This window comes from Lysinibacillus sp. FSL L8-0126 (assembly GCF_038630385.1).
In the GTDB taxonomy this organism is placed as follows: Bacteria; Bacillota; Bacilli; order Bacillales_A; family Planococcaceae; genus Lysinibacillus; species Lysinibacillus fusiformis_D.
This window is the reverse complement of sequence record NZ_CP152028.1, coordinates 1,984,085-2,010,219: the sequence shown is the minus strand read 5'-3', so window position 1 is coordinate 2,010,219 and position 26,135 is coordinate 1,984,085. Positions and strand designations below refer to the sequence as shown.

The window sequence follows — 26,135 nt, the reverse complement described above, 5'->3', positions numbered from 1 at the left end:
TAATTAGAAGTAATTCATTCAGAAGAATGAACCTTCAAAACTGAACGCAAAACGTAATCTTACAAACCCTAGGTTTGTATTCCGAAATAATCCTTAGAAAGGAGGTGATCCAGCCGCACCTTCCGATACGGCTACCTTGTTACGACTTCACCCCAATCATCTATCCCACCTTCGGCGGCTGGCTCCAAAAGGTTACCTCACCGACTTCGGGTGTTACAAACTCTCGTGGTGTGACGGGCGGTGTGTACAAGGCCCGGGAACGTATTCACCGCGGCATGCTGATCCGCGATTACTAGCGATTCCGGCTTCATGTAGGCGAGTTGCAGCCTACAATCCGAACTGAGAACGACTTTATCGGATTAGCTCCCTCTCGCGAGTTGGCAACCGTTTGTATCGTCCATTGTAGCACGTGTGTAGCCCAGGTCATAAGGGGCATGATGATTTGACGTCATCCCCACCTTCCTCCGGTTTGTCACCGGCAGTCACCTTAGAGTGCCCAACTAAATGATGGCAACTAAGATCAAGGGTTGCGCTCGTTGCGGGACTTAACCCAACATCTCACGACACGAGCTGACGACAACCATGCACCACCTGTCACCGTTGCCCCCGAAGGGGAAACTATATCTCTACAGTGGTCAACGGGATGTCAAGACCTGGTAAGGTTCTTCGCGTTGCTTCGAATTAAACCACATGCTCCACCGCTTGTGCGGGCCCCCGTCAATTCCTTTGAGTTTCAGTCTTGCGACCGTACTCCCCAGGCGGAGTGCTTAATGCGTTAGCTGCAGCACTAAGGGGCGGAAACCCCCTAACACTTAGCACTCATCGTTTACGGCGTGGACTACCAGGGTATCTAATCCTGTTTGCTCCCCACGCTTTCGCGCCTCAGTGTCAGTTACAGACCAGATAGTCGCCTTCGCCACTGGTGTTCCTCCAAATCTCTACGCATTTCACCGCTACACTTGGAATTCCACTATCCTCTTCTGCACTCAAGTCTCCCAGTTTCCAATGACCCTCCACGGTTGAGCCGTGGGCTTTCACATCAGACTTAAGAAACCACCTGCGCGCGCTTTACGCCCAATAATTCCGGACAACGCTTGCCACCTACGTATTACCGCGGCTGCTGGCACGTAGTTAGCCGTGGCTTTCTAATAAGGTACCGTCAAGGTACAGCCAGTTACTACTGTACTTGTTCTTCCCTTACAACAGAGTTTTACGAACCGAAATCCTTCTTCACTCACGCGGCGTTGCTCCATCAGGCTTTCGCCCATTGTGGAAGATTCCCTACTGCTGCCTCCCGTAGGAGTCTGGGCCGTGTCTCAGTCCCAGTGTGGCCGATCACCCTCTCAGGTCGGCTACGCATCGTCGCCTTGGTGAGCCGTTACCTCACCAACTAGCTAATGCGCCGCGGGCCCATCCTATAGCGACAGCCGAAACCGTCTTTCAGTATTTCACCATGAGGTGAAACAGATTATTCGGTATTAGCCCCGGTTTCCCGGAGTTATCCCAAACTATAAGGTAGGTTGCCCACGTGTTACTCACCCGTCCGCCGCTAACGTCGAAGGAGCAAGCTCCTTCTCTGTTCGCTCGACTTGCATGTATTAGGCACGCCGCCAGCGTTCGTCCTGAGCCAGGATCAAACTCTCCATAAAAGAAATTTGAATAGCTCAAATTGTTTTGCTGGCATCAATTTTGATGTCCAAAATTTTGTTTCGTTCACTAACCAAAGCTAGTTACTGAAAACTTTATTGATTACGTTTTGCTTGTTCAGTTTTCAAGGTTCATATCATTGTCTCTTCGGACAACTTCTTTAGTCTATCAGACAACCGGAAAGTTGTCAACACTTTTTTGGAGCGGGTGATGAGAATCGAACTCACGACATCAGCTTGGAAGGCTGAGGTTTTACCATTAAACTACACCCGCATAATATGATTTATAAATTGGCGCGCCCGGCAGGAGTCGAACCCACAACCTTCTGATCCGTAGTCAGACGCTCTATCCAATTGAGCTACGGGCGCATATAAGAATATAAAATTAATTGACTTGGTGCGGCCGAGAGGACTTGAACCTCCACGGGGTTGCCCCCACTAGGCCCTCAACCTAGCGCGTCTGCCGTTCCGCCACGACCGCATTCAATCAGTAACTTTCTCATTATACTACAAGGATCTGAGAAGTCAATGTTTTTTCCTAAAAAGATGAGCCATGAAGGACTCGAACCTTCGACCCTCTGATTAAAAGTCAGATGCTCTACCAACTGAGCTAATGGCTCAAATTAAGAAATGAATGGCTGGGGTACTAGGATTCGAACCTAGGCATGACGGAATCAAAATCCGTTGCCTTACCGCTTGGCTATACCCCAAAAAGTGGCGGTCCCGACCGGGATCGAACCGGCGATCTCCTGCGTGACAGGCAGGCATGTTAACCGCTACACCACGGGACCAATAAATAGTATTAATTAAATTATGAAGAAATGACCCCTACGGGATTCGAACCCGTGTTACCGCCGTGAAAGGGCGGTGTCTTAACCACTTGACCAAGGGGCCATGGCTCCGAAGGCAGGACTCGAACCTGCGACAACCTGATTAACAGTCAGGTGCTACTACCAACTGAGCTACTTCGGAATACTATGTTTTGCTGTCGTCGTTATCTTGTCGACTTTTACTATTATAGGGACAACTCAACAAAACGTCAACTATTTTTTTATAATTTTTTATTCCACTAGTATTAGCCTACCCAAACACTTACTACAGCAATACTTCTCAACATTCATTTTTATTTTCCGTACATATAGTTGTTGGCAATTGACACAAGTATAAGTATGACGATGATGTCTTTTAGTTGTAGCTTTAGGGGGTTGTAAAACTGAGCAAAATCGAGGTGCATTTACTTTTCTTAATAGCTCTCGAAAATCTTTATCTCGATGTTGATACCCTTTACCTTCAATATGTAAATGATAATGACATAATTCATGGAGTACAATACCTTCAATCTCTCTATAGCCATATAACTCATAGGCTTTCGGGTTTATCTCAATATTATGAGATTGTAAAAGATATCGTCCACCAGTTGAACGTAATCTAGCATTAAAGTAAGCCTGATGCTGAAAAGGTTTTTGAAAGCTTTCCAAGGATAAGCTGTGAACAAGTTGTTGTAACTCCTCATTGTTCATATATTAATCACCTCTAACAACAAGAATACCACACTGTGTAGTATAGACAGTGTGGTAAATATTTATTACTTAAATTATAATGTTTGATTTTTAGGCGGAAGCATTGTTAAAGAAATACGCCCTTTATTGACATCTATTTGTTCTACCCATACTGTGACAATATCACCTAATGCAACAACTTCTAATGGATGTTTAATGCGTTTGTTTTGTAATTTAGATATATGCACCAACCCGTCTTGCTTTACGCCAATATCAACAAACGCTCCAAAGTCCACCACATTTCTCACTGTGCCTTGCAGTTCCATACCTACTTTTAAATCTTCCATTTTTAATACATCTGTTTTAAGCAAAGGCTGTGGGAAAGCATCACGTGGGTCACGACTTGGTTTCATTAAAGTATCCACAATATCTTGAATAGTCACAACACCTATGCCCAGCACGCTACTTAAATTTTGAATATCTAAAGCTGCAATAGCTTCTTCGGCTTTCGGCGTCCCTAGCTCTTTTTTATCAATTTGAGCTTCTGCTAATATTTGTTCAGCTAAATCATAGCTCTCTGGGTGAATACCTGTAGCATCGAACGGATTTTTTGCTTCAGGGACACGTAAGAAGCCGATAGCTTGTTCATACGTTTTAGCACCTAGCCTTGGAATCTTCTTTAATTGTGCACGTGTAGAAAATTGACCATTTTCTTCTCGCATCTTCACGATATTCTCTGCAACTGTTTTGGATAAACCAGAAACGTATTGTAAGAGTGAAGAAGAAGCCGTGTTTACATCAACCCCTACTTTGTTAACAGCAGTTTCTACTATAAAAGTTAGTGATTCATTTAATTTTTTTTGAGAAACATCATGCTGATACTGACCTACACCAACCGCTTTAGGTTCAATTTTCACTAACTCCGATAAAGGATCTTGTAAGCGGCGTGCAATGGACACAGCACTACGCTGCTCAACCTGTAAATCGGGAAATTCAGCCCGTGCAATATCTGACGCTGAATAAACAGATGCTCCCGCTTCGTTGACAATAACATACGCAACATCAGTAGTAAGTTCATTTAGTACATCTGCAATAAATTGTTCTGTTTCACGCGATGCTGTACCATTACCAATTGCAATTATGCTTATTGGATATTTTTCTAAAATTCCTTTCACAGTAGCTTTCGCTTTTGCTACATCTGGTTTAGGAGGATGTGGATAAATAGCTGTAACCTCTAACATTTTCCCCGTTTCATCTACAACTGCTAACTTACAACCTGTGCGGTAAGCTGGGTCAACCCCCAATACATATTTCCCTTTCATAGGTGGCTGCAGTAATAAATTACGTAAATTCTCAGAGAAAATATGAATTGCTTGTGTTTCAGCTTTCTCTGTCAATTCGTTTCGTAATTCTCTTTCAATCGAAGGCTGAATTAAACGTTTGTACGAATCTTCAATTGCCAGTTTTACTTCTGCAATTGCAGGAGATGAGCCAATTGCAGGTATCCATTCCTTCCACATAATCATCAAAACTCTGTCTACTGGCACTTGGATTGAAACCTTTAAAACTTCCTCTTTTTCTCCACGGTTGATCGCTAAGATGCGATGCGGAACGATGCGATTAACAGGTTCTTCATACTCGTAATACATTTCAAAAACATTTTTTTCATCGATCTCAGCATTTTTTACAGTCGTTACAAGGACTCCATCTTTCCATGAATAGGCGCGGATTTTTTCACGAATCGCAGCATCATCCGCAAAACGTTCTGCTAAAATATCTCGTGCGCCCATTAGTGCTTCTTCTGTATTGGCAACCTGTTCATTATCCACAAAACCAACCGCTAGCTGCTCTAATGCGTCATTACTAAACGCCAAGAGAAGTTCTGCAAGAGGTTCTAATCCTTTTTCTTTGGCAATCGTCGCCTTTGTACGTCTTTTTTGCTTGTAAGGTCTATATAAATCCTCTACCCGCTGTAAGACGGTTGCAGCAAGTATGGCTTTTTCTAATTCTGGTGTAAGTTTTTCTTGCTCTCGGATTAATCGAATAACCTCTTCTTTCCGTTGTTCAAGTTGCTGTATGTAGTGATAACGATCCTCCACAGCTTTAATTTGCACCTCGTCGAGAGAGCCCGTTGCTTCCTTTCGATAACGTGCAATAAATGGTACCGTATTTCCCTCTTCTAATAACTTAATAACAGCATCTACTTGCCCTGGTTTGACTACAACATCCTTTGCAATGAGCTGTAACATTTGCTTTTGTTCCACATCATCACTACCTTTTTCTTTTCATTTTACCATTACACCTTACTAAAAATGCAAAAAGATAGTCTACTCAGACGAATATGAGTAGACTATCTTCATCCATTTATAAGTGTTTAACACATAAAACACCCAAAGAAAGATTAGAGCGAAACACCGCCACTTGCTAGAATAGCCTCTTGTAATTTCTTTATTGCTTTCCTTTGTATTCGAGATACATGCATTTGAGAAATTCCTAATCGTTCTCCAGCTTCTTTTTGACTAAGTTGCTCTAAATATGTAAGCTGAATAATTTGTTTTTCCCTTTCATTTAACACAACAAGCGCCTCTGAAACAATCATGCGTTTATTAGTCATTTCATAACCATCGTCTTCCCTACCCAAAATATCAAATAAGGTGACTGTACTGCCATCTGAATCTGACTCTATCGAATGATCCATAGAAAGAGCCTGATAGCTACGGCTCATTTCCATCGCTTCCAATACCTCTTCCTCGGCTACTTCTAATCGCTCAGCAATATCTTGAATAGAAGGAGAACGCTGCAATTCAATCGTCAGCGCCTCCACTGTTGATTTGATTCTCGGTCCTAATTCTTTTATTCGTCTAGGCACATGAACATCCCATGTTTTATCACGTAAAAAACGCTTGATTTCTCCAACAATCGTTGGCACAGCAAATGCTTCAAAACTACGACCAACATTCGGATCAAAACGTCTGATTGCACCTAACAATCCCAGCATCCCTACTTGAACAATATCATCATAATAAGATTTACCATTCGAATATTTACGAGCTATTGACTCAACTAGATATCGATAATGAATCACTAATTTTGTTTGCGCTTCATCATCCTCCGTTGACTGGTACAATTCAATCCACTTTAGTATATCTTCCTTGGATGAAGATTTATGTAGTGATTCTTTCGACATTTTTTTCCACCTGCTCTCTAGCGACATACTTTGTCATGAAGACAGTTACGCCACCATCGTTATTGATCATCACCTCATCCATCAAAGTTTCCATTAAATAAAGTCCTAAGCCACCTTCTCTTAGCCCTGCAATACTTTCCTCAGGATGATACGGTCCAATCTTAGACTTGATCTCTTCGAAATTAAAGCTGTTGCCATAATCCGCAATCATCATTTCCATTTTATTGTCATACAAAGCACACCCGATGACAATTTCACCTTCTTCTTCATCCTTATAAGCATGGTGAACAACATTTGTCACAGCCTCACTTGCAGCAATTTTTAAATCTTCGATATCATCATAACTAAAGCCAATCCTACTAGCTAAGCCCGAGACAGTTAATCGAATGACACTGACAAATTGCGGTTTAGCAGGAACTCTAATTTCAATATAGTCAAATTCCTTCATTATTTTAATTCCACCTTTTTATCAGTTTCAATATCCATCAAATCACTTAGACCCGTAATTTCAAACAATCTTTGCAATCTATTCGATAAACCAACTAGCTTCACTTTGCCATTTTCACGTAATGCTCTTTTATAAAAGGCAACAAATATCCCAAGACCTGTACTGTCCATGTAATTTACTTTTGATAAATCAAGTTCAATTTCTAATCCGTCTGTAATCTTTACCGCTTCTAATTCCTCTCTTAAACCAGACGCGGTAAATGTATCGATTTCCCCTTCAACAAAACCAAATAATTTATGATCAATCTCTTTAAAATATATCGTTACGTCCATATAGCACACCTCCACCATATTTGTTAGACTATTGTCTATTCCCTATTTTATTAATAATTAAACCTATTTTTTTAAAATAACGACAGTAAAATCATCCGATAGTTTAAAATTCTGAGCTTTCTCTATTTCCTTATAAAGAAGTTGGCACAACTGCTGGGCTGTTAAATGTCTATTTTGTTTTATTAAAGTTGTAATAACCTCTCTAGAATTCAAGTCTTCCTGTGCTCTAAATTCAGTCACACCATCGGTCATCATAATAATTAAATCATTGTCCTCTAAAACAATGTCATGAAACGAATATTTTGTTTCAGGTAAAACACCGAGTAATAAGCCTTTAGCCTCCAAAGAATAGAATCGATCGTCCTTGGCAATATAGTGTAACGCTGGCTCATGACCTGCCGAGGCATAAGAAAAGATATTGTGTTGTACATCTAAGCATCCATAAAACATAGAAACAAACATACTGTCGTCCACACCTTTTTCAATTACCCTGTTAATGACTTCTAAAACATAGGAAGGATCTTTATATGCATATCCTAATGTTTCAAGCCCATATTTCACCATCGACATACATAACGCAGCAGGAACTCCCTTGCCGACAACATCTGTCACTGCCACACTTAAATATTCTTCACCATCATGAAAAAAATGTACATAATCACCATTCATTCTACGAATAGGAACTGAAATCATTCCTATATCAATACTTTCTAGCTGCGGCACATATGTTTTTAATAGCGTTTTTTGAATGTTTGTCGCAATTTTCATTTCCATCTCGTATTCAGCTTGCTTTTGAAGTAAGCTTTGATGCTCTCTATGTGCCATCCCATAATGAACCATCACTTCAATAAGAAAATCATAGGCTGGCTGTGATTCACTCATTTGATCAGGAAATATTTGTTCAACAGCATTTTTATGAATACTAACAACATCCTCTGGAGATATATTTTTTTGAATTAACTGACGCGTGAAATTTTGAGCAATATATAAATTTCTTTCAGTTTGGCTGACCATATAATCTGATAATATTTTTTTATACTGAGCTTCTAATTGTTTCAATTTCTTCACGTCCTAACGCAACCATTTTTCCGCCCTTATTGTTGTACCCACTCCCATGACAGATTGAATATCTAAACTGTCCATCAATCGTTTAACACCTGGTAAACCAGCTCCTAGCCCTCCTGAAGTAGAATAACCATCCTCCATTACTTTGCGAACATTTTGAATCCCAGGTCCTTTATCTGTTGCAATAACGACTATTTTCTTTTCATGATCTATCTCAACCCTTTCAATTTCAATCGTCCCTATATTCGCATATAAATATATATTTCGTGCTAATTCACTAATTGCTGTGGTTATACGAGCTTGATCAACAGTGCCAAATCCAAGTGCTCTTGCTTCATTACGCCCCAGTTGTCTTGCTGCCACAATATCCCACTCTGTAATAATTTCAACCGAAGACTTACATGTCACTGCTGTCCCTCCATTTCCTTACAGAGTTATACTCTTACACTATAGTTCGACCTGCTGGACTTAAATTAAACTTCATAACCTCTATTAATGGAATATTCTATGTAAATTTTCATATACCTTTTAAGAATTTTTTCAAAAATCTATTTTTATTAAAAATCTTGAATATATCTTAAAGCTTTTTGTACTATTTATCAATTACGCCTCAACGGAATTTAGCTCCGATTTATTGAAGCTGCTCGAAAAACTTTTCTTCAAAATTTGTGACTTCTGCCAGAGGTTTTATCTAACAAAATTGAACTTTTATGGAGAGTTGGCCAGCTGAATCAAGATAAATAGTAAATTCAAATTATCGATAGAGAACAAAAAAAGCACCGAGATTTTATTATCTCGATGCTTCTATACACATATGTATATCAAAATTTAACTAGACCTAAACTAATCATCAACGCTCCATCAACTTTTTCCATCACAGCATGATCAAGTTGCGTAATACGATCCGTCAATCTTGACTTATCAATTGTCCGCACCTGTTCTAGCAAAATAACCGAATCACGTTCAAAACCATACTTTTCAGCATTGATTTCAACGTGTGTCGGTAACTTTGCCTTTTGAATCTGTGCAGTGATAGCTGCGATGATGACAGTCGGACTAAATCGATTGCCAATATCATTTTGAATAATCAGCACCGGTCTAGTGCCTCCTTGTTCAGAACCTATTACCGGTGATAAGTCTGCAAAAAAAACGTCACCACGTTTTACATTCAAAGTGTCATCCCCCGCTAACGAGACGCTCCACCATATGCTGTGCTTCATATTCTGCATGCAAGCATTCACTTGCAATCATTAAATTAATATGAGACATTTCAACATATCCTTTAATCATAGCTTCCCGTATTTGATTTGGTTGCTCCTGCATTAAATTTTTGCGCGCCAAAGTACGCACAAAAGATTCACCTTCAATTACTTCCTTTGTTTGTAGAAATAGTCTGTCTTGAACAGCAATTGTAGCTTCTCTTAACTTTTTCTCGTACACAGCAAGCACCTCCAACGGAACCATACACTTTTTCATTACTTCTCATTCTATCATTGAAAGATATTGTTGAAAAGACATGAAATGACAAAATATCTGACAATTTGAAGTACAAATTGTAAAAATATGTTGGTTGTCGAAGGTATATGCTGAATAATTATTATTGCAATGTTCTTCCAAATATGAGTTACTTTATGTTTGGAAAAGAAATAAGTTCTCCAGTGCTAATTTATTTACCAAATTCAACTTTTACATTGGAATGTTGCTCATTACATTACAGTGAATGCTATTGAGAGAATGTGTACTGTGTATCAGTAACTAATTCTAATGAAGGTTCATTAAAAGTATATTCTAGGAACTCTTGCTGTTATAATGCATGGTATTTCATAATTAATTGTTTCAAGCTTTGTAGCCCACTCATCGATGGAAATCACATGCTGTCCTTGTTGACCAATGAGTGTTACCTTCTCACCTATAGCATATGCTTTTGGTAGCGCAACCATACATTGGTCCATACAAATTCGTCCAACAATCGGCACTTTCTGTCCATCAACCAATACTTCTTGTCCACCTAACTTACGAATTACGCCATCTGCATAGCCAATCGGAATAGTTCCTATCCACGTCTCCGTCTGAGCAGTAAACGTAGCGCCATAGCCAACTGATTCACCTGCTTTGATTTGCTTCACATGAACAAGTTCACTCTCAAGCGAGAAGGCAGGCTTTAGTGGGAATGGTAAAATGCTTTCCACATAGGGAGAAGGAGATAATCCATACAGCGATATCCCATATCGAACAGCATCATACTGTAGGTGTGAATTTTTCACTAATGAAGCTGCCGTATTAGATGCATGAACAAGTCGCGGCTTTAAAGGCATGACTGATAAACACTTCTCAAAAAACTGCACTTGCTGATTAAAATGTGTCGAATTTTCTTCATCCGCTGTCGCAAAGTGAGTGAATATGCCATCTAGCTCCACATTAGCTGTAGACTGTATGGTTTCGTATAGTTCTACTAGCTCTTGCTCTGAGCGAATGCCTAGTCTCCCCATTCCACTATCTACTTTTATATGTAGACGCAAAGGAAGTTCTTCATTCACTAAAAGAGGAGCTGCTTGTTGAATCCAATCACTAGCAAATGCTGTAAGAATAATACGCTGTTGTGCTGCATAAGGAGCAAAGGAAACAGGAGATGCACCTAATATTAGTATGTCTGGTTCTTCAAAATGTGCTCGTATATGTAATGCTTCGTCGGGCGTTGCCACTGCAAGTATTGTGGCACCAGCCTCAAGTGCCGCCCGTGCAACGGCTACATCTCCATGGCCGTACGCATTTGCCTTTACTACAGCAATAATTTGAACATTAGGTTGTAAAAATTCTTTTAAATTTTTAACGTTCTGTTGGATTGCTTGCAAGTCTATCATTGCTTTGGTTGGTCGAAAATACTGCTGTGTCTTCATAAGAATACCCTCTTTATTTTTAATTAAAACACTATGTATGACATACATTTGTTCTAGTACGTCTATTTAGCTTGTCCACACAATGTTATTGTTCCATTCTCCAGAACTCTCACTTTAAAGGAAATAACTTAACATTTTCTAAACAGTGAGATCTTATTTCATATTGTCAATAAGCTACAGCTTTCATATTTCTGAAAGCTGTAGCTAGCAAAGTTACTTCATACTACTTATCGTCATAGATGTAGCAACTTCAATCATCTCTTCTCGCGTCAACTTGCTTGAAGCTACAAAGAATTCAACACCATCTTTTTCCCAACTAATCGATGTATCTGTAATAGCTCCTATTGTATAGCCTAAGTCAACTGGATCACCAGGTGACGATACTGGTAACATTGAATTTTCCTTTGTTACTGGTTGCTGCATAACTGTAAATGCCTTTTCACCATCGAAAGTTAGGATAACACGTTCCATACCATTTTCTTGCACAACTTTTTCATTCGCTAATTGTGCCCAATTTAGAACAGGATAATGTGTTTGGAATTCTTGATATTCAACTTCTGCACCAACTGCTTCTTTTTCATCTTTTCCTTCTTGCCCCTCTTTGTCAGCAGGTGTAGCTTGTTCACCTTTCGTGCTATCTTTATCAGTGAATTGTTCAACAGCATACTCTTTTGCAGCATGTTGCACACCTAATTTTATTTTCTTAAAGGTGATACGAATTTGCTCTTCCTTCACATCATTCATAATCGCTACAGAGGTTGGCAATAAAGTTTTCTTATCTACCGTAATGACTTGATGAGGCATACTATTTTTATAGCTATTTCTAGTAGCCGCTTCAAATATATATGCTTTTTCTTCTTCTTTCATGACAAGATTTTTATCTTCTGCTAAATCTTCTGCTAGCGCTCCAATTAAGTAAGCCTGACTATTTTTCTTTGGCCAGTCACTTTGGAATTTATACATTTTGTTTAATGTCGGTGTTACTACAAAAACGCCATCAGCATTACGCACAATCATTTGAGAAACATCTTTCCCACTTTCGACTACTTCTACTCGATAGAAATCAGGTTTTGTATGCCATACTGTCACATCATAATTTCTTGGCTCACCACCAGATTTAATCTCCATCGATGCATTTAACTCATAACCATTTGTTTCTGCCCATTTACCATTCACTTTCTTCAACACTTTTTCCTGTGAGGCTGCACCACATGCCGACAGAAGTAATATCGTACAAAGTAAGACGAGCCATTTAACTATACGGTTGCCCACGCTTTCACCCTTTCTTCTTTCAAATCCACTACGACAATATATGAACCGTATTTGTCAGTTATGTCATTTGAAGAAAGGGCAATATATTTAAATTTATAAGCCAACCTTTTAGACAAGTTAAGTACTATTCTAATAAGATTACTTGAGCAGCCGCATATTGTTTAGAATGCGTAATACTAACAAATCCATTGACAAGCTCTTCCTTAAAATATAAGACGGGATTGCCAGCCTCTCCTCTTAATATCTCCATATCATGAAGCTTACATTGTTCCCCAAGGCCTGTTCCTAGCGCTTTCGAAAATGCCTCTTTAGCAGCAAATCGCCCTGCCAAAAATTCTATTTTACGAGTTTCTGAATGACCGTCAAATAATTTTTTTTCCTTAACTGTTAAAATGCGATCTTTAAATTTATCTGTACGTTTCATGGCTTTTTCAATACGATCTATTTCTACAATATCGAGACCAATTCCCTTAATCATGTGACCTTCTCCTTTACCTATTTCCAACAAGGCATGTATAATAATTGTAAATTGAGGTGGAGCCATGTTTAGTAGAACAGAAAATTTTAAGCAATATACAAAGTATTACCCTATTGTTTCAACTTTAATAGCAATTAACTTAACGCTTTATGTATTGTCTCTTATACCCGGCGTCGGAACACTCTTGTGGAATTACGGAATCCAAGCAAATTTCCTGATTCAAAATGGTGAATGGTGGCGTGTCTTTTCCGCAATGTTTTTACATGCAGGATTTATGCATATGTTTTTTAATATGTTTTCCTTATATCTCTTTGGTCCAGAGCTTGAAAAAATCGCAGGTAAAGCACGCTTCATCACAATTTATTTGGTTTCAGGTATTGTAGGCAACATGGCAACCTATATCTTCTATGATAGTAGTTATGCGAGTCTTGGTGCAAGTGGGGCTATTTTTGGAATTTTTGGTGCTTTTGGGGCATTAGTTTACTATACACGTCGTACAATGCCAATGCTTCGTAAGCTCATCTTACCAATCATCATCATAAGTGTCATCATGACATTTCTTCAACCAAATGTGAATGTTTATGCACATTTAGGCGGTTTAGTAACAGGTTTCATTCTTGGACTTGTCTATTTACACCCAAAAAGAATTTTAAGCTGGCGTAAACAAAAGATGTCGGGTAGACCATAAAACTTAAAAGAGGAGCAGCTCAATCATGGAGTTGCTCCTTTTTCATTAGAACGAATACATGCTATAAAATCACAGTGGCCTCATTTGCCATCTTAACCTTTTTCCATTCAGCGGCGGTTAAGCCATAAACAACTTGGTCAACATGATGATCATAAAGCCACTCTGCATCCCTTAAACGCCCTTCTTCATGGAAGCCCAATACTTTTGGAATTGTACGACTGCGAATATTCCCTACCGCTACACGTACTTCAATACGATTTAACATTAAATAATTAAAAGCATAATCAATCAATGCTTTCATTGAATTTGTTACGAGCCCCTTCCCCACAAACTCATTTCCTAGCCAGTAGCCAATGCTTGTCCATTTATGCTGCCAGTTGATTTGATGATAGCCAATTACGCCTGCAAGCTCTCCATCATAGTAAATCCCTGCTTGTATACCATTATGATCAGCATATTGTTGCATAGCCTTTTTGACGAATTGCTCTGTATCTTCTACAGTTTTAACACTATCTACAAATGGCAGCCATTCACGTAATGTATCCCTTGAACGGTCAGTTAAAGCAAATAATTCATCTACATCACTCAAGTCTAATAGCTTTAAATAAGCGCTTTCATTAATATCATATTTAAACAAAGTCCCCCACCCCTTTTGTTCTATTTATTTTATTATAAACAGCATCCACATATATTTATAGTTAAAAAAGCTAATCCTTCCATAAAATTGAAAGGATTAGCTTCATGTTGTTGAAAAAAGGTGATGTCAATGGCAGAAACAGCCATTTCGAAAGGCTAGGAGTTAATTTCCCTTCCGTTAGCGTTCTTTCCAGGGAGCGTCCGATGAGCCGTAGTAAATAAAATAGCTCATTATTTGTATGATTGGAGAAAGGATGGCCTCTTATGTTCGATGTGGAGAAGTAATGAGTGGCAACACCCCTCCATAAAGAGGAATGAATACTTCACTTTATTAGAAAACCTTTCTAAAAAGGTACCATTTTCATGGATTGGAGTGGAAGGCTACTTGACTCCCGTGGGATAGCGAGACAGGCGAGCCCCTGCACGGAGGAAGCGGCTCGGCGCTCGCCCACAGGAAAGCAAGTAGCCTGCAAAAGTAATCCATTTTCACCTTTCGAAAAAATTCTATATAAATGTTTTTGTTTTTCAACACTATGAAGCTAATCCTCCCATAAAATTGAAAGGATTAGCTTTTTAGTTCATTAATGTTCATACCAAGTTAAGATTGTTTCTGCATCCTGTTGCTCTATGCTTGATACACTTCCCGTTGTACCAGTTGCTCCAGACATGACTGTTGCTTTTATAGACATAACATTTTTTCTTTTTTGAAAGTAAGATTGTGTACTTTGAATAGATTGAATTCGCTTTTTCTCCACAATCAATGTAATACGACTAAATACTCGATACTGCATGGCCAGTTGCTTTCCATCAATTTGATAGCCTGCTGTTTTATGCTGCCATATTCCGATTAGGATTGTTAACGGAATTAACAGTAATGACAACAGTCCATACGGATAAAAGTAATAACTACATGCACCCATAATTGGAATTAGCCAAATAAAATCTATTCGATAGAAGAATGGTCTTGCTCTTTTTGGTGATCGAATAAACGAAGGATGCCAATTCATATCTGGGAAAAGCTGCTCTAATGTGTGCAAACAATCCTGCTTCTTAATGAGTGGAAACAAAGTAATCTTTTTATCATTCCCATCTTCACCGTTGCCTCCAGCGCTTTCAACGACCACCGTTGCAAAGCCAGTTAATTGACGCAAAGGGTTTTCAACAATACGAATGGCTTGAATTCGATTCAGCGGTAAAGTAATACGCTTTTTCTCTAAAAGTCCCTTGGTGATAATCAATTTTTCTTCTTCAATTCGGACTGTATAATCATAGTAATTAATCAGTGTGATGACAACTGATACAACCCAAGCTACAATTAAAACGAACATCGCTGTTAGAGCGACTAAAAATGCCCCGACTTTCACAAAATCAGCTAGTTCGTGAAATACTGTTTCATAAGGAATAATATCGGAAAACTGTGAAGCAATTGCTGCAAGACCTGATAGTACGACACCGATTCCACCAGATGTTGTTGCTAAAACGAGTAAATCACGTATGGACATATGGTAAATCGTTGGAATTAAGGCCGCTTCCTCTATCACTTGGATTTCTTCCTGATCTTGTTGTTGATCTACCCCATTTTTAGCCCGACGCATTTCTAATTCAATAACATCTGCTGCCGCTTTACGGATTGCTGTCAGTTCGACCTCAGGCTTACCTCCCTTACTACCTGCTGTTTCAACCTGAACTTTCACTAAACCAAAGATGCGATGAAAAATCCCCTCGTTATAATTTAAGCTTTGTATACGTTCAAAAGGAATATAACGCTTCTTTTTAACAAACAATCCATACTTTATGCGTAACTCCCCGTCTTCAAACCAATAAACAAATGTCCGCCATTTTATAATGCCCCCAATAAGTGCAAGAAGTGCCGCACCTCCCCAGACACCAAAAAGTAAAATGGTATCAAAAAAATGATCGCTATGAAAATTCAAAGAAAAATTAAAGCCGTTTCCTATGATAATAATGGCAATTGGTAATATCATACTTTTTAATGCTTTAACGCTCGTAATAACTGCAGATACTGGATGTAAACGATTAATTTCTTTAGACATCATCTTCCGCCACCCTTGCTAAATCAGAGATGCGAGCACGAAGTATATCTGCTTCGTCCATAACAAGCGCAGGAATCGTATGTACAGTTGCTGCTGTTGAAATTGAAATATTACCTAAGTCGTATTTTTTCAAAATCGGTCCTTGTGTTGTATCAACATGTTGAACACGTACCATTGGTATTAATGTACGTTTCACAACAAATAAACCATGTTGTACTTCGATTTCATGCTCACGAACCTCATAACGCCATCGTTCCCATCTTATTTTCGGGAATACAAAAATGGATAGTATTGCACTTAGAACTACAATTGCCCCAGCTATGAAGTAAATAAATGACGGCCATTCAAAATAATATGTACCATAGCTTACTAGCCCCGCTACAATGAATAACACCAATGTTTGTATGACACCATATAAACGCCACACAGTTAACCCTTTTCGGGATATTTGATGAATCGGCTGTGCTCTCAATATCGTTCCCCTCTCTTTCTTCATTAGGTGTATACGGATTTACTCACCTTTTTGTTTCAACTATAGCCGAAAAAAAACCTTACAGCCACTATGACTGTAAGGTTTATCATAAAGAATTAGTATATTCGGTTAAAATTAACCTTCGTGACGTCGTGGAGAACGGGAACGACCTTGTCCAGCTTCTCTACGACCTCCCTCACGGCGTCCGCCTTCTCGACGGCTACTGCTACTACTGCTATTGCGACGATCTCCACTGCGAGCGCCGTCACGACGTCCGCCACCAAAGCTACGGTTACCTCGGCCACGATCACCGCCACTACGGTTACTGCTAGAACGCTCACGTCGCATTGGTAATGGACGCTCTTCTGTGATTGTTACTGGTGTATCGTCTGGCTCTCTCGTTAATGAACGTAGAGCAGCTGCAACAACGTCAATTGCTTCATGATTATCTAGTACTTCCGCTGCAAGTGTGCGGTAATCACCTAAATTGTTATTAGCAATAAGATTTTCCAGTGTTTCCACAGCTAAACGTTGTTGACCCTCTAATGCTTCATCAGTTGTTGGTGGGCGAAGAGGTGTCATACGTTTTTTCGTTGTTTCTTCCACAATACGTAAGTAACCCATTTCACGAGGTGTTACAAATGTTATGGCAAGACCTGATTTACCCGCACGACCTGTACGTCCAATACGGTGAACATAAGATTCAGGATCTTGAGGAATATCAAAGTTATAAACGTGTGTTACACCAGAAATATCAAGTCCACGAGCGGCAACGTCCGTCGCAACAAGGATATCGATTTTATTTTCTTTAAACTGGCGTAATACGGAGATACGCTTCGCCTGGCTTAAATCACCATGAATACCCTCAGCTAAATAGCCACGAATAGATAGGGCCTGTGCAAGCTCATCTACACGACGTTTTGTACGACCAAAAATAATAGCAAGCTCTGGTTGGTGAACGTTTAATAAACGAGATAAAACATCAAATTTTTCACGTTCAGCAGACTTAACAAAATATTGATCGATATTATCAACTGTTAATTCTTTTGCTTTAATTTTCACAATTTCTGGATCACGCATAAATGTTTCTGCAATTTTACGGATTGCTGGTGGCATTGTTGCTGAGAACAGTAATGTTTGACGTTCAGAAGGCACGTTTTCTAAGATTGAATTAATATCATCGATAAAGCCCATGTTTAACATTTCATCTGCTTCATCCAATACTAATGTTTGAACATCTTCTAATTTTAACGTACGACGATTAATATGATCAATAATACGTCCTGGTGTACCAACAATGATTTGAGGTCTATTTTTCAGTGCACGAATTTGACGGCCAATTTCTTGACCTCCGTATACTGATAATAATTTTACGCGCTTGTCATAGCCAATTTTATATAGCTCTTCTGAAACTTGAATCGCTAACTCACGAGTTGGAGCAATAACTAACGCCTGAATATTAGGGTTTTTTGGATCAATTTTCTCAATTAGTGGAATCCCGAAAGCGGCAGTTTTACCAGTACCTGTTTGTGCTTGACCTAATACATCACGGCCTTCAATCGCAAAACGAATAGTACCTTCTTGGATTGGTGTTGCTTCTTCAAATCCCATACGCTTTACTGAGCGTAATGTAGATTCGCTAATATTTAATTCTGAAAAATTTGTCAAACTTCTCAATCTCCTTTTTTTCCTTTTAAGTTGACAAATGGTTACATTTTCAGATGAAGTTGTCGGCAAATTCGAGCCTGTGTAGTGGAACGTTTCCGTTACTTAAAAATTTTCTCTACATGATAGTCCATATAGAGCTCTCTTATATGAAAAGGAAAGCCCGGTCTTTACCGAGCGGTTCGATTCTGTCGTAATTATTCACTTTAGAATAAAACCGTTGTGTTCAAAAAAAAGTACCCTTCAACCAAATATGAAGAGTCTTCGCACAAAATGTATCCATTGCTTACACTAGTCTAACATGGCTTTAAATCCTATGCAACGATAACGCATGAGTCGTAATAATCTGACTACTTTATTTATCCCTTAAAAACGTTAAAACCCTTGGAAACCATTCAGAACAATCTTCCTCAAAACATATATGATGCTTGCTATTATCAGAAAAATACAAAATTTTATCTTTTGAGGCTAATTTATCAAAAAGGAATTGCGCCGTATGATAGGGCACTATTCCGTCCAATTTCCCTTGCACGATATAAACAGGAATTTGAATATGTTGATAATAAGGTTCCACCATTCTAACCAGCTTCATAAATTCTATTGTGGATGCTAAAGGCACATTGTTAAACTTATGATGGTATCGTAAAAAAAGTTCGTTATTCGTCAAATTACGGTGGTAAGCCTCTGTAGCAAGCACTTTAAAATCATTGACTAACTGTTTGGGACTGACATACTTTGCAGCAGCACTTAATAATACGAGTTTTTTTACTTTATAACGTTTAGCTAAATATAATGCTATGATTCCCCCCATTGAAAAACCAACGACGATTACCTCATCTACTTTTTTAGCTAATGATCGAAAGGCAAGCTCGGCATCCATTAACCAATGCTTCGCCGTAAAACCACTCATTTGTAATTCTTCTCCATGCCCTGACAACGTCGGCTCTACAATTAGCCAATTTGTCTGTGCCCGTAAGTATGTTGTGAATGGCTCCACTTCATAAGGTCCACCTGAAAATCCATGAATACATAGTACACCTACTGACAACGTCCTCACCTCGTTTAACAATGAATAAATCGGTGAGCTTAATCCCACCGATTCATTGGTTACTGTGACGTAAATGCATTTAAAATCGTCTCTAATTTCATACCACGCGAGCCTTTAAGTAAAACAATAGATGATTCATTCGCTAGTTTTAGCTTTTCAATAATAGCCGTATAATCATCTGCTACATACAGTAAACGTTCTTTCTCAAAGCGCTCTTTTAATACTTGATAAAGATATGCCATCCGAGGGCCAAATAAGCAGAGATAATCAATTTCATGCTCATTTATATATGCTGCTAGCCCTTCGTGAAAACTTTGCTCATTCGGTCCAAGCTCCAGCATATCTCCTAACACAAGCCATTTTTCAGGTCGAATTGTAGAGGAAGCCATAAATTGAATAGCAGCCTTCACCGAGGTTGGTGCTGCATTATAGGCATCGTTGATAAATAGTGCTCCATTTGTTCCTTGTACTTGTTGCATCCTCATATCTGTTAAGACTACATGCTCTAAGGATGTACGAATTTGTTCATTGTTTAAACCTAGCTTATGAGAAATTAACATCGCCACTAATGTATTTTTTACTTGATGCTTACCAAGAACTGAAATAAAGAAGTCGCCTTCAATGATTCCATGCGTAGTAAAGTGACTGCCATCCGCATTAGCATGAATATTTTCAGCGTATAAAAGATTACCTGGCTCTAATCCGAACGGCACTGCTTGTAAGTGCTGTTCCTTGGCCACCAATTCTTGGAGCAGCGGTTCATCACCATCATAGAATAATAGACCATCAGGCTGCATCCCTTGAATAATTTCAAATTTTGCTTTTGCTATACCTGCTCGTGACCCTAAATCCTGCATATGAGCCTCGCCGATATTAGTAATAACCGTCATATGTGGACGAGCAAGCTTCGTTAAAAATTCAATTTCACCAAAACCACTCATACCCATTTCAAGAACAGTAACATCTGTATTTTCATCAAGCTGTAAAATTGTAATAGGTAACCCTAATTGATTATTAAAGTTCCCAATAGTCTTTTGTACTTTAAAAAATGGCGCAAGTGTACCCGCTAAAATATCCTTTGTGGATGTCTTACCATTTGAACCTGTAATGCCGATAAATTTCGCCTTATGTTCATTACGATAGGCTCTTGCCATTTCCTGTAAAGCTACTTCTGAGTCATCCACAAATAGTAAAGGATAACCTTCTGGAGGATTTGGTTCATCTTTTTGCCAGAGTGAAGCTCCCGCACCTTTCTCAAATGCTTGAACAACAAACTGATGCCCATTTGTTTGCTCGCCACGAAATGGCACAAATAGATCTCCTTGTTGAATTGTTCTTGTATCGATAGAAATTCCTGATACAACGGTATCGCCAAAAGCAGCCATATCCTCATTTAACCATGCAGCTAATTGTTTTAATGTTTTTTTCACAATAATCCCACTCAGTCTTTTTTATAGTGAAGCTGTTGTTTTTCTTCGTAACGTTCGATTGCTAGCTTAATGAGACGGTCAATCAGCTCTGGATAGCTCACATTTGTATGTTGCCATAATAATGGGTACATACTTACAGGCGTGAAACCAGGCATTGTATTCACTTCATTGATGTAAACGCTATTTTCAGCCGTTACAAAAAAGTCGGCACGAACTAAACCGCTACCATCTATTGCTTTAAATGCACGTTTTGCTAATTCCTTTAAGCTTGTCACAGTTTCCACTGGTAGCTCCGCTGGAATAATAAGGGCTGTAGAACCGTCCTTATACTTCGAGTCATAATCATAAAATTCAGTGACTGGTTTAATTTCGCCTGGTACCGAAACTTCAGGATAATCATTACCTAACACAGCTAGTTCAACTTCGCGAGCCATAATACCTTGTTCTACAACAATTTTACGATCATATTGCAGAGCAATCTCAATTGCTTTTATTAATTCCTCACGATTAGTTGCTTTGCTAATCCCAACGCTTGAACCTAAGTTTGCAGGCTTCACAAACATCGGCCAACTCAAGCCCTTTTCACATCGTTCAATGATGGTCTGTTGCTCGTTTTTCCACTCACTACGAATAAAGTACGTATAGGGCACTTGTGGTAAGCCTGCAATTTCAAATAATTGCTTCATCACCACTTTATCCATACCAGCTGAAGATGCTAATACACCGTTTCCTACATATGGTAAATTCAGTACTTCCAGTAATCCTTGCACAGTTCCATCCTCACCATTTGTTCCATGTAACAATGGGAAAATAACATCAAACTGCACCGCATTGCCTTTTTCATCGATTAAAAAATCAGTAATATTATTTTCTAAAATTGTGGCATTATCACCAAATTGTAATTCTTCTATTGCACTTACAGGTTTTTCCAAACGTTCTCCACGTCGCCATTCCCCGTCAGATGTAATGAAAATCGGATATACTTCATACTCCTCGAAATTCAAAGCTCCAGTAACTGCACGAGCTGTCGATAATGACACCTCATGCTCCGCTGACTTTCCGCCGTATAATAAACCGATTCTTTTTTTCATTTTTGTGCCCTCCACATACTTCTTGAGTACTATTAGTTTATCATGAAACGTCTTGACAAATGACATAAAAATCTCACCGTAATTTTTGACGGTGAGATTTTGACATTTCATCGATTATGCCTTAGTTGCATCTAATTTTTAAATTGTCTAGGCTCAATTCAAAATTCAGCATATCTGCCAACAACTGATCTTCATTTGATAGTCGCTTAATCGCAAAAATCGTTACTGATATGAAGATTAAATAATATAAATTAATTCATCATGTTCCGTTTTCAGGATCGTATTTAAGTCATCCCAAACTTCATCAGGAAATGAATACTCTGATAGGTTGCGAACTTCTATGCCATAGGCTACCTTTGGCTTTTCAATTCTGTACAAAGATAGTAACGCTCCGTCCTTAGCAAAGGATCGGTAAGATCGTAAAAAATCGGGCGATATAGATGGAATACTCGCCTTTACTTTTCGACGCCAAAAACCAGTACTCCGTTCCTTTTCACGAATTAGGCTATTAAATACATTGGCAACCAATAAATCCGAATCACTTAAATGACGAAAATAAATTTTTGTCATCTTCTCTTGATCTGAAGAATAATAGACAAATCTATTTTGTAATTTGTTAAAAAATGCAGACGTAATCGGTTCTTTTTTATGACTTATGTAAAGCAATTCTCCTTGTTCCATTGGTGTCAAATGATCTAGCCTCTTTTCGTCCATAAAATCAACCCAACACAATTCCTTTGACTCTGCTGATTTTTTCACAAAACGAGGAACTTCATCTTCCAAGACATATTCAAATTGTGTATGCATATTAAAAGAACCGTCTTCATAGGAATGTTTTAATAACAGTAAGTGATGCAGTGGTTCAAGTGCAGCCACAAATTGCGGGAATTTTAACCCGCTAAAAATGACAAATTTATCTACATCATTCATATGGACATAAATATGATACATAAAATCATCAGCTGACTTTAATTTTTTAGCCACAACCATCACCCCATTCTTCACTACATTATAAGTCTAAACATGATTTTTTTGAAACATTTTATGTTAATTGTCGTCCCAACTATATGCACAGGCATAAAAGTATTTTTTGCGTTATAATAGGAATGTTAAACATGCATTTGCATATTAATTTAAGATTACTCAATGAGTACAAGTATTGCTGAAAATTCCATTGACAATGTTCAAAGCAAGTTGCAAGCTTATCAATAGATATGAGTTATCTCATACACTCTACTGGTCAATAGCTCTCTTCTTTGAACAATTATAAACGAAATTGGAAGATTCGCATCATATTTACTCATATTGAGATACTATTTTAATTTAGGTGGCTTTTATGGAAAATAAACGAAATTTCGCAAACCGTTTTGACTGGACCCTCGCTTTTATTCTTTTCACTTTTCTAGTCATCAGTTTGTTAGCTATTGCATCTGCCCAGACATCGGGTCAATATGGCATTAACTACGTACCTAAACAAATGCAATGGTATGTTATTGGTGCAGTAATTATTGGCATCGTCATGTTTTTTGAGCCAGATCAATATAAAAAAATGTCATGGTATATGTATGGAGCAGGGATTGCCTTATTGGTACTGCTTATTTTTATGCCTGAAGGAGAAGGTCAAATCGGTGCACCCGTTAATGGTGCTAAAAGCTGGTATCATACGCCGATTGGAAATATTCAGCCTTCTGAGTTTATGAAAACTTTTTACATTTTAGCACTAGCACGACTAATCAGTAAGCATCATGAAGTTTATTCGTTAAAATCAGTAAAAACGGACTTCCTACTACTAGGGAAAATTGGTATCACACTCATCATACCATTGGCTATCATTATGAAGCAGCCTGACCTTGGTTCTGCTCTTGTATTCTTTGCGATTACTGCTGCTCTTATCATCGTAGCCGGAATTTCTTGGAAAATCATTCTACCGACCTTTTTAGGTGGAGTGGTAGCAGGTGGCACCCTACTGTGGATGGCACTTTATATGCAGGATTTCCTAGAAAAAACGTTCGGCTTAAAGGCTTATCAATTTGCTCGAATTTATTCTTGGCTAGACCCCTATTCCTATTCATCTAGCGAAGGCTATCATTTAATAACATCGTTAAATGCTATTGGGTCAGGAGAGATCTTTGGTAAGGGGTTCCGAAATCGAGAGGTATATGTAGCAGAAAACCATACCGATTTCATTTTTACTGTTATCGGTGAAGAATGGGGATTTATTGGCGCTAGTATTGTTATTTGTGTTTTCTTCTTATTAATTTATCACTTAACAAAGACAACGCTCTTATTGAAAGATCCATTCTCAACATATGTTTGTGCAGGTATTATTGCCATGATTACTTTCCACGTCTTCGAAAATATAGGCATGACTATTCAGTTATTACCAATTACAGGTATCCCGCTTCCGTTCATTAGTTACGGAGGAAGTTCTTTAATGGGCAATGCTTTAGCCATTGGGCTAGTCTTTAGTATGCGGTTCCATTATCGAACGTACATGTTTACGACACATGATGAAGATGAATAAATATAGAAAAAGGGAAGTCTCGCGCATTGAGACTTCCCTTTTCCTATTGTAAACGAGTTAAGCTTGAACTTGCGGAGTCTGCGTTGGTGGTGTTAGCACTTTTAAAAGTTCTAGTCGAGACTTTGTTACAGTGGCTGTTACACCCAACTTAGATAAATTCGAAACAATCTTTTTCAAATCTACTTCTTTCCTCATACATTCCACCTCAATCTTTCCTCGATTTTATATAACGTTTTAGGGAACAAAAAAGTTTCATTTTTCTACGAGTAAGATGTCTGACAAATTTATCATACCATTTAACTTACATATAAAATTTTTCATTTTTGTTACATTGTAAATTATTTATACCACCAAACACTTATAAAATAACCACAATCACTATATTTTATTCATCTTCAATTAATAACTATCTCCACCATGTTTCTCCATCCGAATTCTTGTCATCGTAAGAGCAAGAAGGGTAGAATGTACATAGTGAAATATTGTATGAAAGCAGGGAACTGTATGAAAAAGGCAATTTTATTATTGATGTCTGTTCAATTTCTCGTTTACCTAGGATTTGGCATTATTATTCCTGTCTTACCTGAGGTGATTGTGCAGCAAAATTGGAATGATCTCCACGTCGGTGGTTTACTAACCGTATATTCACTTGCAAGTTTCTTTACAGCACCATTTTGGGGCATGCTATCAGATAAGATAGGTCGTAAACAACTAATCTTAACAGGTCTGGTTGGTTTTAGCCTTAGTTTTGTTATTTTTTCATTATTTATAGATAACCTAGCTATTTTGTATGTCTCACGCATTGTAGGTGGTTTATTCTCAGGAGCATTGTATACAGCAGTAACAGGATTTATCGCAGATATGTCCAGTGAAGAGGATCGTAATAAATATATGGGCTTTATGGGCATGTCCATTGGTCTTGGTTTTATTTTTGGTCCAGCAATCGGTGGGGTGCTAGGCCATTATAGTTTGCAATTACCATTTATCGCATCCGCATCATTAATTGCACTATTATTTATTTATGCAAGTTTCGTCTTAAAAGAACCTGAAAAACGGAAAGATTCAACTAAACGTGCTATTGTACCAAAAGGCGCTAGCAAGATACTACAGTACCGTGTGCGTTACTTATTTATGTTTTCATTTTTAGTAACCTTTATGCTAGCGGGTGTTGAGGCTACTTTCCAACTATTCCAAATCGAAAAGATTCATATTACACCATTACAAATTGGATATTTATTTATGTTTAGTGGTTTCGTTGATGCAGCCATTCAAGGTGGCGTTGTTCGACGTATAAAAAATGGCAGCGAAACAACATGGTTAATCGGTGCTCAAATTGTAACAGCAATCGGTATGCTATTATTCACACTCACAGCTAATCTTTTTATCGCTGGTCTAGCCCTATGTGTCTTTACAGCTGGTAATGCACTTGCTAGAACGTGTGTGGTATCGCTCTCCTCGAAAGAATCTGGAGGACAATATGGAACTGCCGCAGGTCTTTCCTATTCAATGGATAACTTAGGACGTATTCTTGGTCCACTATTTTTCACTTGGTTATTTACGATGCAAGCAAGTCTCGGGTACTATATATCGGCAGCAATAGCCATTCTTTCGATAAGTTTGATTTTTATCTATAAGGCTTCCAGTAAATCATTGCGTTTTGAATAGATTCTCACTATACCGTAACTTGTTATACTTTAAAGACC

General features: G+C 38.5%; 24 protein-coding genes, 8 tRNA genes and 1 rRNA gene. 3 read left to right on the top strand and 30 right to left on the bottom strand.

Annotated features, from left to right (window positions below; genetic code table 11):
• Window positions 1-97 precede the first annotated feature (97 nt).
• The 21 genes from MHI34_RS09850 to acpS form a co-directional block, all read right to left on the bottom strand.
• A 16S ribosomal RNA gene (locus MHI34_RS09850) occupies window positions 98-1,649 on the bottom strand.
• Between the two features lie 197 nt (window positions 1,650-1,846).
• Window positions 1,847-1,920: transfer RNA gene (locus tag MHI34_RS09845), tRNA-Gly, on the bottom strand.
• A gap of 18 nt (window positions 1,921-1,938) precedes the next feature.
• Window positions 1,939-2,015: transfer RNA gene (locus tag MHI34_RS09840), tRNA-Arg, on the bottom strand.
• Between the two features lie 26 nt (window positions 2,016-2,041).
• A tRNA-Leu gene (locus tag MHI34_RS09835) sits at window positions 2,042-2,127 on the bottom strand.
• 66 nt (window positions 2,128-2,193) lie between these two features.
• Window positions 2,194-2,266 (bottom strand) — tRNA-Lys (locus MHI34_RS09830).
• A gap of 15 nt (window positions 2,267-2,281) precedes the next feature.
• Window positions 2,282-2,356: transfer RNA gene (locus MHI34_RS09825), tRNA-Gln, on the bottom strand.
• Between the two features lie 5 nt (window positions 2,357-2,361).
• Window positions 2,362-2,437, bottom strand: a tRNA-Asp gene (locus MHI34_RS09820).
• Between the two features lie 31 nt (window positions 2,438-2,468).
• A tRNA-Glu gene (locus MHI34_RS09815) sits at window positions 2,469-2,540 on the bottom strand.
• A gap of 1 nt (window position 2,541) precedes the next feature.
• Window positions 2,542-2,618 (bottom strand) — tRNA-Asn (locus MHI34_RS09810).
• Between the two features lie 89 nt (window positions 2,619-2,707).
• Window positions 2,708-3,166 carry a SprT family protein gene (locus MHI34_RS09805; RefSeq protein ID WP_036119086.1) on the bottom strand — a complete coding sequence of 153 codons (459 nt, stop codon included), beginning with the start codon at window positions 3,164-3,166 and terminating at the stop codon, window positions 2,708-2,710.
• A 74-nt stretch (window positions 3,167-3,240) separates the two neighbouring features.
• Window positions 3,241-5,409, bottom strand: a complete 2,169-nt coding sequence (locus MHI34_RS09800; protein ID WP_036119089.1) for a Tex family protein — start codon at window positions 5,407-5,409, stop codon at window positions 3,241-3,243.
• Window positions 5,410-5,546: 137 nt separating this feature from the next.
• Window positions 5,547-6,332, bottom strand: coding sequence for an RNA polymerase sigma factor SigB (gene sigB / locus MHI34_RS09795; RefSeq protein ID WP_036119097.1), 786 nt, complete (start codon window positions 6,330-6,332; stop codon window positions 5,547-5,549).
• Window positions 6,310-6,780 (bottom strand): anti-sigma B factor RsbW, encoded by a 471-nt coding sequence (gene rsbW / locus MHI34_RS09790; RefSeq protein WP_036119099.1) that lies wholly within the window; start codon window positions 6,778-6,780, stop codon window positions 6,310-6,312. Before rsbW ends, sigB begins: the two co-directional genes overlap by 23 nt.
• Entirely contained in the window at window positions 6,780-7,112 is a 333-nt protein-coding gene (locus tag MHI34_RS09785) for an STAS domain-containing protein (protein ID WP_036119101.1), read from the bottom strand. Before MHI34_RS09785 ends, rsbW begins: the two co-directional genes overlap by 1 nt.
• Window positions 7,113-7,175: 63 nt before the next feature.
• Complete coding sequence (locus MHI34_RS09780; RefSeq protein WP_271911108.1) at window positions 7,176-8,171, bottom strand: PP2C family protein-serine/threonine phosphatase; 996 nt, start codon at window positions 8,169-8,171, stop codon at window positions 7,176-7,178.
• Window positions 8,172-8,183: 12 nt separating this feature from the next.
• Window positions 8,184-8,585, bottom strand: a complete 402-nt coding sequence (locus MHI34_RS09775) for an anti-sigma regulatory factor (protein WP_036119108.1) — start codon at window positions 8,583-8,585, stop codon at window positions 8,184-8,186.
• Between the two features lie 413 nt (window positions 8,586-8,998).
• Window positions 8,999-9,349, bottom strand: a complete 351-nt coding sequence (locus tag MHI34_RS09770) for a type II toxin-antitoxin system PemK/MazF family toxin (protein ID WP_004232054.1) — start codon at window positions 9,347-9,349, stop codon at window positions 8,999-9,001.
• A gap of 4 nt (window positions 9,350-9,353) precedes the next feature.
• Window positions 9,354-9,617 (bottom strand): hypothetical protein, encoded by a 264-nt coding sequence (locus MHI34_RS09765; protein ID WP_036119113.1) that lies wholly within the window; start codon window positions 9,615-9,617, stop codon window positions 9,354-9,356.
• Between the two features lie 335 nt (window positions 9,618-9,952).
• On the bottom strand, window positions 9,953-11,074 hold the full coding sequence (gene alr / locus MHI34_RS09760; protein WP_036119117.1) for an alanine racemase: 1,122 nt from the start codon (window positions 11,072-11,074) through the stop codon (window positions 9,953-9,955).
• A 213-nt stretch (window positions 11,075-11,287) separates the two neighbouring features.
• Window positions 11,288-12,346: an outer membrane lipoprotein carrier protein LolA gene (locus MHI34_RS09755; RefSeq protein WP_036119122.1), complete on the bottom strand. Its 1,059-nt coding sequence runs from the start codon at window positions 12,344-12,346 to the stop codon at window positions 11,288-11,290.
• A gap of 124 nt (window positions 12,347-12,470) precedes the next feature.
• Window positions 12,471-12,824 carry a holo-ACP synthase gene (gene acpS, locus MHI34_RS09750; RefSeq protein ID WP_036119125.1) on the bottom strand — a complete coding sequence of 118 codons (354 nt, stop codon included), beginning with the start codon at window positions 12,822-12,824 and terminating at the stop codon, window positions 12,471-12,473.
• Between the two features lie 64 nt (window positions 12,825-12,888).
• Here acpS and MHI34_RS09745 point away from each other — a divergent pair, with 64 nt between their 5' ends.
• Window positions 12,889-13,512, top strand: coding sequence for a rhomboid family intramembrane serine protease (locus MHI34_RS09745; protein WP_036119129.1), 624 nt, complete (start codon window positions 12,889-12,891; stop codon window positions 13,510-13,512).
• Window positions 13,513-13,573: 61 nt separating this feature from the next.
• Here MHI34_RS09745 and MHI34_RS09740 read toward each other — a convergent pair whose 3' ends face one another.
• The 8 genes from MHI34_RS09740 to MHI34_RS09705 all read right to left on the bottom strand — a co-directional run bounded on the left by MHI34_RS09740 (window position 13,574) and on the right by MHI34_RS09705 (window position 22,898).
• Entirely contained in the window at window positions 13,574-14,149 is a 576-nt protein-coding gene (locus MHI34_RS09740) for a GNAT family protein (RefSeq protein WP_036119132.1), read from the bottom strand.
• A gap of 580 nt (window positions 14,150-14,729) precedes the next feature.
• Complete coding sequence (locus MHI34_RS09735) at window positions 14,730-16,202, bottom strand: PH domain-containing protein (protein WP_058844724.1); 1,473 nt, start codon at window positions 16,200-16,202, stop codon at window positions 14,730-14,732.
• Window positions 16,195-16,674 carry a PH domain-containing protein gene (locus tag MHI34_RS09730; RefSeq protein ID WP_089934468.1) on the bottom strand — a complete coding sequence of 160 codons (480 nt, stop codon included), beginning with the start codon at window positions 16,672-16,674 and terminating at the stop codon, window positions 16,195-16,197. Before MHI34_RS09730 ends, MHI34_RS09735 begins: the two co-directional genes overlap by 8 nt.
• Window positions 16,675-16,809: 135 nt before the next feature.
• Window positions 16,810-18,342 (bottom strand): DEAD/DEAH box helicase, encoded by a 1,533-nt coding sequence (locus MHI34_RS09725; protein WP_340812234.1) that lies wholly within the window; start codon window positions 18,340-18,342, stop codon window positions 16,810-16,812.
• 352 nt (window positions 18,343-18,694) lie between these two features.
• Window positions 18,695-19,387 (bottom strand): alpha/beta fold hydrolase, encoded by a 693-nt coding sequence (locus MHI34_RS09720; RefSeq protein WP_342504377.1) that lies wholly within the window; start codon window positions 19,385-19,387, stop codon window positions 18,695-18,697.
• Window positions 19,388-19,446: 59 nt separating this feature from the next.
• The gene (gene murF, locus MHI34_RS09715; RefSeq protein WP_342504376.1) at window positions 19,447-20,817 is read right to left on the bottom strand and encodes a UDP-N-acetylmuramoyl-tripeptide--D-alanyl-D-alanine ligase; all 1,371 of its coding nucleotides are present in this window, start codon (window positions 20,815-20,817) and stop codon (window positions 19,447-19,449) included.
• A gap of 11 nt (window positions 20,818-20,828) precedes the next feature.
• On the bottom strand, window positions 20,829-21,908 hold the full coding sequence (locus MHI34_RS09710) for a D-alanine--D-alanine ligase (RefSeq protein ID WP_340809565.1): 1,080 nt from the start codon (window positions 21,906-21,908) through the stop codon (window positions 20,829-20,831).
• A gap of 237 nt (window positions 21,909-22,145) precedes the next feature.
• Window positions 22,146-22,898 carry a hypothetical protein gene (locus MHI34_RS09705; protein WP_036119163.1) on the bottom strand — a complete coding sequence of 251 codons (753 nt, stop codon included), beginning with the start codon at window positions 22,896-22,898 and terminating at the stop codon, window positions 22,146-22,148.
• Between the two features lie 346 nt (window positions 22,899-23,244).
• Here MHI34_RS09705 and MHI34_RS09700 point away from each other — a divergent pair, with 346 nt between their 5' ends.
• Window positions 23,245-24,432, top strand: coding sequence for an FtsW/RodA/SpoVE family cell cycle protein (locus MHI34_RS09700; RefSeq protein ID WP_036119166.1), 1,188 nt, complete (start codon window positions 23,245-23,247; stop codon window positions 24,430-24,432).
• A 57-nt stretch (window positions 24,433-24,489) separates the two neighbouring features.
• Here the strand turns inward: MHI34_RS09700 and MHI34_RS09695 are convergent, their stop codons facing one another.
• Window positions 24,490-24,627: an Lmo0850 family protein gene (locus MHI34_RS09695; protein ID WP_164908744.1), complete on the bottom strand. Its 138-nt coding sequence runs from the start codon at window positions 24,625-24,627 to the stop codon at window positions 24,490-24,492.
• A 309-nt stretch (window positions 24,628-24,936) separates the two neighbouring features.
• Here MHI34_RS09695 and MHI34_RS09690 point away from each other — a divergent pair, with 309 nt between their 5' ends.
• Window positions 24,937-26,097 (top strand): MFS transporter, encoded by a 1,161-nt coding sequence (locus tag MHI34_RS09690; RefSeq protein ID WP_342504375.1) that lies wholly within the window; start codon window positions 24,937-24,939, stop codon window positions 26,095-26,097.
• Window positions 26,098-26,135: the final 38 nt, after the last annotated feature.

What these genes read in the sequence shown, in the direction of transcription:
- MHI34_RS09805 (WP_036119086.1), bottom strand. Translation starts at nt 3,166, where the DNA reads ATGAACAATGAGGAGTTACAACAACTTGTTCACAGCTTATCCTTGGAA.
- sigB (WP_036119097.1), bottom strand. Translation starts at nt 6,332, where the DNA reads ATGTCGAAAGAATCACTACATAAATCTTCATCCAAGGAAGATATACTA.
- rsbW (WP_036119099.1), bottom strand. Translation starts at nt 6,780, where the DNA reads ATGAAGGAATTTGACTATATTGAAATTAGAGTTCCTGCTAAACCGCAA.
- MHI34_RS09785 (WP_036119101.1), bottom strand. Translation starts at nt 7,112, where the DNA reads ATGGACGTAACGATATATTTTAAAGAGATTGATCATAAATTATTTGGT.
- alr (WP_036119117.1), bottom strand. Translation starts at nt 11,074, where the DNA reads ATGAAGACACAGCAGTATTTTCGACCAACCAAAGCAATGATAGACTTG.
- acpS (WP_036119125.1), bottom strand. Translation starts at nt 12,824, where the DNA reads ATGATTAAGGGAATTGGTCTCGATATTGTAGAAATAGATCGTATTGAA.
- MHI34_RS09745 (WP_036119129.1), top strand. Translation starts at nt 12,889, where the DNA reads ATGTTTAGTAGAACAGAAAATTTTAAGCAATATACAAAGTATTACCCT.
- MHI34_RS09735 (WP_058844724.1), bottom strand. Translation starts at nt 16,202, where the DNA reads ATGTCTAAAGAAATTAATCGTTTACATCCAGTATCTGCAGTTATTACG.
- MHI34_RS09710 (WP_340809565.1), bottom strand. Translation starts at nt 21,908, where the DNA reads ATGAAAAAAAGAATCGGTTTATTATACGGCGGAAAGTCAGCGGAGCAT.
- MHI34_RS09705 (WP_036119163.1), bottom strand. Translation starts at nt 22,898, where the DNA reads ATGGTTGTGGCTAAAAAATTAAAGTCAGCTGATGATTTTATGTATCAT.
- MHI34_RS09700 (WP_036119166.1), top strand. Translation starts at nt 23,245, where the DNA reads ATGGAAAATAAACGAAATTTCGCAAACCGTTTTGACTGGACCCTCGCT.
- MHI34_RS09695 (WP_164908744.1), bottom strand. Translation starts at nt 24,627, where the DNA reads ATGAGGAAAGAAGTAGATTTGAAAAAGATTGTTTCGAATTTATCTAAG.
- MHI34_RS09690 (WP_342504375.1), top strand. Translation starts at nt 24,937, where the DNA reads ATGAAAAAGGCAATTTTATTATTGATGTCTGTTCAATTTCTCGTTTAC.